The 9301-nt window shown below is 71.4% G+C and carries 11 protein-coding genes; 7 read left to right on the forward strand and 4 right to left on the reverse strand.

What is annotated here, in order from left to right:
• Nucleotides 1–17: 17 nt before the first annotated feature.
• Nucleotides 18–221 (reverse strand): cold-shock protein, encoded by a 204-nt coding sequence (locus AB0F03_RS16510; RefSeq protein WP_073499902.1) that lies wholly within the window; start codon nt 219–221, stop codon nt 18–20.
• A gap of 286 nt (nt 222–507) precedes the next feature.
• Between AB0F03_RS16510 and AB0F03_RS16515 the strand changes: the two genes are divergently transcribed.
• The 5 genes from AB0F03_RS16515 (at nt 508) to AB0F03_RS16535 (ending at nt 4896) form a co-directional block, all read left to right on the forward strand.
• Nucleotides 508–1356 carry a menaquinone biosynthesis protein gene (locus AB0F03_RS16515; protein ID WP_361991733.1) on the forward strand — a complete coding sequence of 283 codons (849 nt, stop codon included), beginning with the start codon at nt 508–510 and terminating at the stop codon, nt 1354–1356.
• Nucleotides 1357–1450: 94 nt separating this feature from the next.
• Nucleotides 1451–2191: an A24 family peptidase gene (locus tag AB0F03_RS16520; RefSeq protein WP_361992196.1), complete on the forward strand. Its 741-nt coding sequence runs from the start codon at nt 1451–1453 to the stop codon at nt 2189–2191.
• Nucleotides 2192–2271: 80 nt separating this feature from the next.
• Nucleotides 2272–3471: a cyclic dehypoxanthinyl futalosine synthase gene (gene mqnC, locus AB0F03_RS16525; protein ID WP_361991736.1), complete on the forward strand. Its 1200-nt coding sequence runs from the start codon at nt 2272–2274 to the stop codon at nt 3469–3471.
• A gap of 7 nt (nt 3472–3478) precedes the next feature.
• A complete protein-coding gene (locus AB0F03_RS16530) occupies nt 3479–4129 on the forward strand; it encodes a hypothetical protein (RefSeq protein WP_361991739.1) in 651 nt (216 codons plus the stop codon).
• A 71-nt stretch (nt 4130–4200) separates the two neighbouring features.
• Nucleotides 4201–4896, forward strand: a complete 696-nt coding sequence (locus tag AB0F03_RS16535; protein WP_361991742.1) for a demethylmenaquinone methyltransferase — start codon at nt 4201–4203, stop codon at nt 4894–4896.
• A gap of 16 nt (nt 4897–4912) precedes the next feature.
• Here AB0F03_RS16535 and AB0F03_RS16540 read toward each other — a convergent pair whose 3' ends face one another.
• Together AB0F03_RS16540 and AB0F03_RS16545 are read right to left on the reverse strand one after the other, a co-directional pair.
• Nucleotides 4913–5221, reverse strand: a complete 309-nt coding sequence (locus AB0F03_RS16540; RefSeq protein WP_361991745.1) for a PASTA domain-containing protein — start codon at nt 5219–5221, stop codon at nt 4913–4915.
• A 109-nt stretch (nt 5222–5330) separates the two neighbouring features.
• Nucleotides 5331–5849: a GNAT family N-acetyltransferase gene (locus AB0F03_RS16545; RefSeq protein ID WP_361991748.1), complete on the reverse strand. Its 519-nt coding sequence runs from the start codon at nt 5847–5849 to the stop codon at nt 5331–5333.
• A gap of 99 nt (nt 5850–5948) precedes the next feature.
• Here AB0F03_RS16545 and AB0F03_RS16550 point away from each other — a divergent pair, with 99 nt between their 5' ends.
• Entirely contained in the window at nt 5949–7232 is a 1284-nt protein-coding gene (locus AB0F03_RS16550) for a geranylgeranyl reductase family protein (protein WP_361991751.1), read from the forward strand.
• 105 nt (nt 7233–7337) lie between these two features.
• Here AB0F03_RS16550 and AB0F03_RS16555 read toward each other — a convergent pair whose 3' ends face one another.
• Nucleotides 7338–8192 (reverse strand): C40 family peptidase, encoded by an 855-nt coding sequence (locus AB0F03_RS16555; protein WP_361991754.1) that lies wholly within the window; start codon nt 8190–8192, stop codon nt 7338–7340.
• Between the two features lie 745 nt (nt 8193–8937).
• On the opposite strand from AB0F03_RS16555, the gene AB0F03_RS16560 reads away from it, so the two are divergent.
• Nucleotides 8938–9297, forward strand: a complete 360-nt coding sequence (locus tag AB0F03_RS16560; RefSeq protein WP_003992243.1) for an NADH-quinone oxidoreductase subunit A — start codon at nt 8938–8940, stop codon at nt 9295–9297.
• Nucleotides 9298–9301 lie beyond the last annotated feature (4 nt).

The following is a 9301-nucleotide window of genomic DNA, read 5'->3' on the forward strand; positions in this document are numbered from 1 at the left end:
CTGCGATCAGGGAGCGATCAGACGGGGGTGACGTTCTCCGCCTGCGGACCCTTCGGGCCCTGCGTCACGTCGAAGGAGACCGCCTGGTTCTCCTCCAGCGAACGGAAACCCTGCGCGTTGATCGCGGAGTAGTGGACGAAGACGTCGGGGCCGCCGCCCTCCTGGGCGATGAAGCCAAAGCCCTTTTCGGCGTTGAACCACTTCACGGTTCCGGTAGCCATAAGCCCTCCCTGGGCTCAAAAGGGTTGCCCTGCTCCAGAACCTGCACGTGCGAAACGGTGCTGCACAACTGCATTCGTCTGAAAACGACGAGAGCCCGCGGTCACATGCTCCGCAGGCTCTGTACTGCAAGGGAAACCAAACTGCAACTTGCGGCGAGCCTAGCACGCGGGCTGCCGAAAGCAATAGAGGTCAAGATCACGTCACCCGGAGGTTTGAACATGGGGTCCGCCGTTCGGCGGTGGGGCCGGTTCCGGCACCGTGACGCACGGGGTCTAGTGTCGCGATGTGGACAATTCTCGCACCCGGCCGCGCGTCGGCCACATCCAGTTCCTGAACTGCCTGCCCCTCTACTGGGGGCTCGCGAGAACCGGCACGCTCCTCGACTTCGACCTGACGAAGGACACGCCGGAGAAGCTCAGTGAACGCCTCGTGCGCGGCGACCTCGACATCGGCCCCGTCACCCTGGTCGAGTTCCTCAAGCACGCCGACCAACTGGTCGCCTTCCCCGACATCGCCGTCGGCTGCGACGGCCCGGTGATGTCCTGCGTGATCGTCTCCCAGGTCCCGCTGGACCGGCTGGACGGCGCCCGCGTCGCCCTCGGCTCGACCTCGCGCACCTCCGTCCGGCTGGCGCAGCTGCTGCTCGCGGAGCGGTACGGCGTCGAGCCCGAGTACTACACCTGCCCGCCGGACCTGAGCCTGATGATGCAGGAGGCCGAGGCCGCCGTCCTCATCGGCGACGCCGCGCTGCGCGCCAACCTCCTCGACGGCCCCCGCTACGGCCTGGAGGTCCACGACCTCGGCGCGCTGTGGAAGGAGTGGACCGGCCTGCCGTTCGTCTTCGCGGTGTGGGCGGCCCGCCGGGACTACCTGGAGCGCGAGCCGTTCATCACCCACCGGGTCCACGAGGCCTTCCTCGACTCCCGCAACCTCTCCCTGGAAGAGGTCGGCAAGGTCGCCGAACAGGCCGCCCGCTGGGAGGCCTTCGACGAGGAGACCCTGGCCCAGTACTTCACCACCCTCGACTTCAGCTTCGGCGCCCCGCAGCTGGCGGCCGTCGCCGAGTTCGCCCGCCGGGTCGGCCCCACGACGGGCTTCCCCGCCGACGTGAAGGTCGAGCTGCTCCAGCCGTAGGGCACACGGGGTCCCCGGCCGCGCGAGCGGTGCCGGCCGCCCGAGCCGGGTAGGGACCGGGGCAGGCAGGGCGACGGGGGAGGGTGACGTGGAGCTGGCCACGGGGGCGCTGGTGTTCGGCGCCGGGGTGTGGGGCGCGCTGGCGGGCACGCTGCTGCCCCGCGCGGCCTACCGCTTCGCCGTCCCGCCCGGCGACCCCTGGCGCACCCACTGCCCCGCCGGCCACCCCCTCCGCGGCTGGCTGGGCCGCGCGAGGTGCGCCGAACACGGCGCGGACGGCGGGCCGTACGCCGGTGCCCCCGCCGCGCCGCGCCTCGCCGCCGCCGGCGCCCTCGTCTGCGCCGCGCTCGCCGCCGCCACCGGCACCCGGCCCGAACTGGCGGTCTGGCTGCTGCTGGCGCCCGTCGGCGTCCTGCTGACCGCCGTCGACCTGCGGGTGCGGCGGCTGCCCGACCCGCTGACCCTGCCGCTCGCCGCCGCCGCGCTCGCCCTGCTGGGCCTCGCCGCCCTGCTCCCCGAACACGCGGGCCACTGGCCCACCGCCCTCTACGGCGCCCTCGCCCTCGGCGCCGGCTACTGCGCGCTGTACCTGGTCAACCCCGCCGGCATGGGCTTCGGCGACGTGAAACTGGCCGTGGGCGCGGGCGCCGTACTCGGCTGGTACGGCTGGCCCACCGTGCTGCTCGGCACCTTCGCCGGCTTCCTGCTCGGCGCCCTCTACGGCGGCGCGCTCGTCCTGGCCCGGCGCGCGGACCGCAGGACGGCCGTACCGTTCGGCCCGTTCCTCCTGGCCGGCGTCCTCGCCGGGGTGCTGATCGGTGCGTACGCGGCCTGAGGTCAGCGCGGGAAACCCGCTGGCGTAGGCTGGTTCGGTCCGTCCACAACCCTGACGAAAACCTTGCGAAAGGGACGCCGGTGACCGAGAAGGCCGACCTCCAGTCCGTCCTCGACCGTGCCGCCGCCGGTGGGCGGATCACCCCCGAAGAGGCGCTGGAGCTGTACCGCGACGCGCCCCTGCACGCCCTCGGCGCCGCCGCCGACGCCGTCCGCCGCCGCATGTACGCCGGCATCGAGCACATCGCCACGTACATCATCGAGCGGAACATCAACTACACGAACGTGTGCGTCACGGCGTGCAAGTTCTGCGCCTTCTACGCGGCCCCCAAGGACACCGCCAAGGGCTGGACCCGCGACCTCGACGACATCCTGCGCCGCTGCGCGGAGACCGTCGAACTCGGCGGCACCCAGATCATGTTCCAGGGCGGCCACCACCCGGACTACGGCGTCGAGTACTACGAGCAGCACTTCAAGGCCATCAAGGACGCCTTCCCGCAGCTGGTGATCCACTCGCTGGGCGCGTCCGAGGTCGAGCACATGGCCCGGATCTCCGGTGTCTCCGTCGAGGAGGCCATCACCCGGATCCACGAGGCCGGTCTCGACTCCTTCGCGGGCGCCGGCGCGGAACTCCTGCCCGCACGGCCGCGCAAGGCCATCGCCCCGCTCAAGGAGAGCGGCGAACGCTGGCTGGAGATCATGGAGACCGCGCACCGGCTGGGCGTGGAGTCGACGTCGACGATGCTCATGGGCACCGGCGAGACCAACGCCGAGCGCATCGAGCACCTGCGGATGATCCGTGACGTGCAGGACCGCACCGGCGGCTTCCGCGCGTTCATCCCGTACACCTACCAGCCCGAGAACAACCACCTGAAGGGCCGCACCCAGGCGACCCTCTTCGAGTACCTGCGGATGATCGCGATCGCCCGCCTCTTCCTGGACAACGTCCGCCACATCCAGGGCTCCTGGCTCACCACCGGCAAGGAGGTCGGCCAGCTGTCCCTGCACTACGGTGCGGACGACCTCGGCTCGATCATGCTGGAGGAGAACGTGGTCTCCTCGGCCGGCGCCAGGCACCGCTCCAACCGGCTGGAGATCATCGACCTGATCCGCAAGGCCGGGCGGGTGCCGGCCCAGCGCGCCACCACCTACGAGCACCTCGTCGTCCACGACGACCCGGCGAACGACCCCGCCGACGACCGCGTGGCCTCCCACATCTCCTCCACGGCCATCGAGGGCGGCACCGCCCACCCCGAGCTGAAGCTGCTGGCGTCCAACTGAGCCTGCCGTGCTGACCCTCCACACCGCGGACCTCCTCGTCACCGGCGACCCGCACCGCGCCCTGCTGCCCCGAGGCGCGATCCTCGCCGACGGCCGGACGATCGCGGCCGTCGGCCCGTACGACGAGCTGGCCGCCGCACACCCGGCCGCGCGCGTACGCCGCTGGCCGGGCCTGATCACGCCCGGCCTGCTCAACCCGTACGGGCCCGAACTGCTGGAGCGGGCCTACCACCCCGACCCGCGCGAGGCCGGCACGCTCGGCACCGAGCCGCTCACCGGCGAAGCGGCCCTGGCCGCCCTCGGCATGACCGACGCGCGGTGGGGCGCGAGCGCCCGGCGCGGGGTGCAGCGGATGCTCGCCCACGGGACCGTGGCCGTGGCCGGGCCGCCGCGGCGCCCGGCCGTGGCGGACGCCGTGCGCCGGGCGGGGCTGGCGAGCCGGGAGCGGACCGCCGAGCCGCCGGGGCCGCCGTCCCTCGACCCGCTGGCCGGGCGCCCCCTCGGTGAGGCCGTCCTCACGCCCCTCCTGCCGTACGAGGGCAGGGCCGCGACCTTCGCCGTGTTCGACGTGCCGGACGAGAGCGCCCTCGCCGCCCGCGGGGCCGCCACCTGCGTGGCGACCGTCATCGAGGGCCGGCTGCTGTACCGCCGCCGCTGACCCGGGACCGTCGCCGGCCCGCGGCGCGAGCCGGGGCTCCCGCCGCGGGACCGGGCTGCAAGAATGGACGGGTGACCCGCGCCTCCCTGAACAAGCAGCCGCACGAAGTCGCCTCGATGTTCGACGACGTGGCGGAACGGTACGACCTGACGAACGACGTGCTGTCGCTCGGCCAGGACCGGCGCTGGCGCAGGGAGGTCGCGAAGGCGGTCGACGCGCGCCCCGCGCAGAAGGTCCTGGACCTCGCCGCCGGCACGGCCACCTCCTCGCTGCCCTTCGCGCGGACCGGCGCGTACGTCGTCCCCTGCGACTTCTCGACCGGCATGCTCCAGGTCGGCAAGCGCCGGCACGCCTGGCTGCCGTTCACCGCGGGCGACGCGACGAGGCTGCCCTTCAAGGACGACACCTTCGACGCCGTGACGATCTCCTTCGGCCTGCGCAACGTCCAGGACACGGACGCCGCCCTGCGGGAGATGTACCGGGTGACCCGGCCCGGCGGACGCGTCGTCATCTGCGAGTTCTCGCACCCGACCTGGGCGCCCTTCCGGACCGTCTACACCGAGTACCTGATGCGGGCGCTGCCGCCGGCCGCGCGCGCGGTGTCCTCCAGCCCGGACGCCTACGTCTACCTCGCCGAGTCCATCCGCGCCTGGCCCGACCAGCCCGCCCTCGCCGGACGGCTGCGCGACGCCGGCTGGTCGAAGGTGGCGTGGCGCAACCTCACCGGCGGTGTCGTCGCGCTGCACCGGGGCTTCAAGGAGGCCTGAGCCGCTCCCGGGCGGCTCAGCGCCCGATCATCTCGAACGCGTCCCCCCGCTCGCCGAGTTCGCGGGGCAGACCGCCCGCCGGAGGCCGCGGAACGCGCGGTTCCCGCACCCCGCCGCCGCCCTCGCCCTCCGCGAAGTCGAAGTACACGTACACCGTCGAGTCCGGCGGGACCTCGGCACCGGGCTGCGGATACTGGCGTACGACGTAGTCGACGACGGCGCGGTGGAAGTCCGGGCGGTCCGGCGCGGTGAGGAACAGGCCGTGCGCCCGAGCCGCTTCACGCGCGTCCACGGCCATCAGACCGACCAGACGCGGGACGCGCACGTCGGGTGTTTCGGGTGGTATACGCACAGATGTCACCCCCAGCGGTACTGGAAGGGTAACTCCCGCCCGGCCCACCCGGAAGGGTTTCGTGTCTTTCCGTGACAGACAACTACGGTGTGTCACCGAAGTGGAGGCGGAAGCAGAGCGCCGGCTCGTCCCGCACCGGATGCGTGCAGGTCTCCGCCGGCTCCATGCCGAGCCGCCGAGTCACCGCGATCGACCGCTCGTTGCCCGGCCGGACCACCGCCACCACACCCGGCACCCCGGCCGCCCGAACCCGAGCGAGCGTCTCCCGCGCCGCCGCGGTGACATACCCCCGGCCCCAGTGCGCCCGGCCCAGCCGCCAGCCGATCTCCGTCTCGCCCACGGGACCCCAGTCCGGCCGCCACGGCTGGGCGCCGGTGAACCCGATCACCTCGCCGCTCTCGTCCAGCAGGGTCCACAGGCAGAAGCCCAGCTCCGCGTCGTGCCGCCGCTGGCGCGCGGTCAGTTCCTCGTAGACCGACAGTGCCGCCGGCCTGCCGCCGTGGAACTCCATGACCTCCGGGTCGTCGAACACCCGGTGCCAGGCGACCGCGTCCTCGTGCGTGGGGACGCGCAGCCGTACCGCGGGGAGAGGTCGGTTCACGAGGCAGCCCTTCAGCCGGGTGATCAATTCTGCTGAATAGACTGCCCATGTCCAGTGCCGGTCGGCACGCAGATTCCGAACCTCTGGGGAGATCCCGCCGTGACCGAGCCCCTCTCCGACCACACCGCCGATGTGATCGTCGTGGGCGCGGGGCCAGCCGGCTCCACGACCGCGTACCACCTCGCCAAGGCCGGCCTCGACGTCCTGCTGCTGGAGAAGACCGCGTTCCCGCGCGAGAAGGTGTGCGGCGACGGCCTCACCCCGCGCGCGGTCAAGCAGCTCGTCACCATGGGGATCGACATCTCCGAGGAGGCCGGCTGGATGCGCAACAAGGGCCTGCGCATCATCGGCGGCGGCTCCCGCCTCCAGCTCGACTGGCCGGATCTCGCCTCCTTCCCGGACTACGGACTCGTCCGCAAGCGCGACGACTTCGACGAGCAGCTCGCCCGCAACGCCCAGAAGGCCGGCGCCCGCCTGTACGAGCGCTGCAACGTGGGCGAGCCGGTCCTCGACGAGCGCACCGGCCGCATCACCGGTGTCACCGCCAGGCTCGGCGAGGAGAAGCGCGAGGTCACCTTCCGCGCGCCGCTCGTCGTCGCCGCCGACGGCAACTCCACCCGCCTGTCCCTCGCGATGGGCCTGCACCGCCGCGAGGACCGCCCCATGGGCGTCGCCGTGCGCACGTACTTCACCTCGCCGCGCCACGACGACGACTACCTGGAGTCCTGGCTGGAGCTGTGGGACCGGCGCGGCGCCCAGGACCGCCTGCTGCCCGGTTACGGCTGGATCTTCGGCATGGGCGACGGCACCTCCAACGTCGGCCTCGGCGTCCTGAACACCTCCGCCTCCTTCAAGGAGCTGGACTGGCGCGAGGTCCTCAAGGCGTGGTGCGCCTCCATGCCGCAGGACTGGGGGTACACCCCCGAGAACATGACCGGCCCGATCCGCGGCGCGGCCCTCCCCATGGCCTTCAACCGCCAGCCGCACTACACGCGCGGGCTGCTGCTCGTGGGCGACGCCGGCGGCCTGGTGAACCCCTTCAACGGCGAGGGCATCGCCTACGCCATGGAATCCGGCCAGATCGCCGCCGACGTCATCGTCCAGGCCCACGCGCGGGCCACGCCCGCCCAGCGCGAGATCGCCCTGACCCGCTACCCGCGCGTCCTGAAGGACACCTACGGCGGCTACTACACCCTGGGCCGCGCCTTCGTGAAGCTCATCGGCAACCCGAAGGTCATGCAGATCGCCGCCCAGCGCGGCCTGACGCACCCGATGCTGATGAAGTTCACCCTGAAGCTCCTCGCGAACCTCACCGACCCGACGGGCGGCGACGCGATGGACCGCATCATCAACGGCCTGAGCAGGGTGGCCCCGAAGGCGTGAGCCGTCCCTGAGCCGGCCCCGGGCGCACCCGGGGACGACGTGAGGGCCGCAGCCCCCGAGAAGGGGCTGCGGCCCTCACGCGCGTGTGAGAGGTGCCGGAGGCGCTCAGAGCACCCGCACGGCGCCGGTGGGCGGGTCGTACGACAGGGGGCGCTCCACGACGCCGGTGGAGGGGTTCTGCGCGCCGACGAACATGCCGCCGCCGACGTACACCCCGACGTGGTACGCGCTGCCCGCGCTGCCCCAGTACAGGATGTCGCCCGGCTGAAGGCTGTCCAGCGAGACCTGGGTGCCGGCGGTCGACTGGTCCTGGGAGACGCGCGGCAGGCTGATGCCGACCTGCCGGAAGGCCGTCTGGACCAGGCCGGAGCAGTCGTAGGCGGACGGGCCGGTGGCGCCGGAGACGTACGCCTTGCCGACCTGCGCCTTGACGAAGTCGATGACGGACGCGGCCGAACCGGTGGCCGTGGACGTGCCGGTGGAGGTCGAGGTGCCGGTGGACGTGGACGTGGAGGTGTTCGTGGTGCCGGTGCCGCTGCCCGCCGTGGTGGACAGCGTCGTCCGCACCGCGGTGCGCGAGGCGCGTGCGGCGGCCTCCTTGCGGGCGGTCTCGTCGGCCTTCTTCTTGGCCTCGGCCGCCTTCTGCCTGGCATCGGCGAGGTCCGCCTTGGCCTGCTTCGCGGCCTTTGCGGCAGCCGCGTCACGCTCGGCCTGCAACTGGTAGTTCGCGGCGGCCTGCTGGGTGGCGTCCGCGGACTGGGCGGCCTGGACGGCCAGGTCGGCCGTCAGGGTGGGCAGTTCGAGCGTCTGCGTCACCGGCTCGGCCGCGTTCGCCGAGCCGGACGCCCCGGCGACCGCCAGGGTGCCGAGGACACCACCGGCGACTCCGGCCCGCATCGCGAGGGTCGACGCGCTGCGGCGGGGCTTCCGGTGGCTGCGTATGTGAGCGGTGTGGGACATGGGAACAACCGGTACCAGGGGCTCCTTCATATCTTCAAAAAACGTGTGGTGCGCCACAGTTGCTCAATCGAACCCCGTAATGCCGGGCGTGTCGCTCTTTATTGACGCCCTAACGGACATTGCGGACTGTCACGATCAAGCCCTTGATCACGGTCTTTGATCATTAAGTCCGGATTGCCCCGCACCTACCACCGGTGAGGGTCGTTGGCCAAGCCCGGTTCTTACGGCCCCTTCATCGGTGTGGCGGAGGTCACGGAACGGTCACCGGAACCGCGGCGTCCCGTACGCGTGCGACTGGTGAACGCGCGCACACGCTCCGGCCCCGCGTCCACACCCCGCCCCTCCTCTCCCTCTGACGTGTGAACGGGGCCCCCTATCAGCCCCCGCCCGTCCAGCACCAATTTGCATGCATCGGAAGCCTCTTGATATGGAGACGACCCCTCCGGCCTGCGATGACGAGCGGAAATGTCACTTCTGGTGATCAACTGAACGCTTCGCGTACGAAGATCACCCATCATCCGGCTTCATGATCCTTCGTCAGGTGGTGGAGATCACAAAGCTTGTGGAATACCCCGTGTCGCAGATCACAGAGCGGCAGGCATAAGATGCGAGGCAGTTGGGCTTGTGACCTGCTTCACATGTTCTCGATCTTCGCCCGGGACGAGCGGGGCTCGTGGGACCGGTGAGACGGACGTGAGCCCGGTAACCGCCAGCAGTCAGCGCCGACTGAGAGGAGCGAGGAGCGGTGAACGCGTATGCGCCCATCCTCGTACTGGGAGCCCTCGGGGCAGGCTTTGCGATCTTCTCCGTGGTCATGGCCACGCTGATCGGTCCGAAGCGGTACAACCGCGCCAAGCTCGAAGCCTACGAGTGCGGCATCGAGCCGACCCCCACGCCGGCCGGCGGCGGGCGCTTCCCCATCAAGTACTACCTGACGGCGATGCTCTTCATCGTCTTCGACATCGAGATCGTCTTCCTCTACCCCTGGGCCGTCACCTTCGACGCCCTGGGGATCTTCGGGCTCGTGGAGATGCTGCTCTTCGTGCTCACCGTCTTCGTCGCGTACGCGTACGTATGGCGGCGCGGCGGCCTGGAATGGGACTGAGGGG

Origin of the sequence: Streptomyces sp. NPDC028722 (assembly GCF_040637655.1) — a bacterium.
GTDB lineage: Bacteria > Actinomycetota > Actinomycetes > Streptomycetales > Streptomycetaceae > Streptomyces.

What these genes read in the sequence shown, in the direction of transcription:
- AB0F03_RS16510 (WP_073499902.1), bottom strand. Translation starts at nt 221, where the DNA reads ATGGCTACCGGAACCGTGAAGTGGTTCAACGCCGAAAAGGGCTTTGGC.
- AB0F03_RS16555 (WP_361991754.1), bottom strand. Translation starts at nt 8,192, where the DNA reads ATGTCCCACACCGCTCACATACGCAGCCACCGGAAGCCCCGCCGCAGC.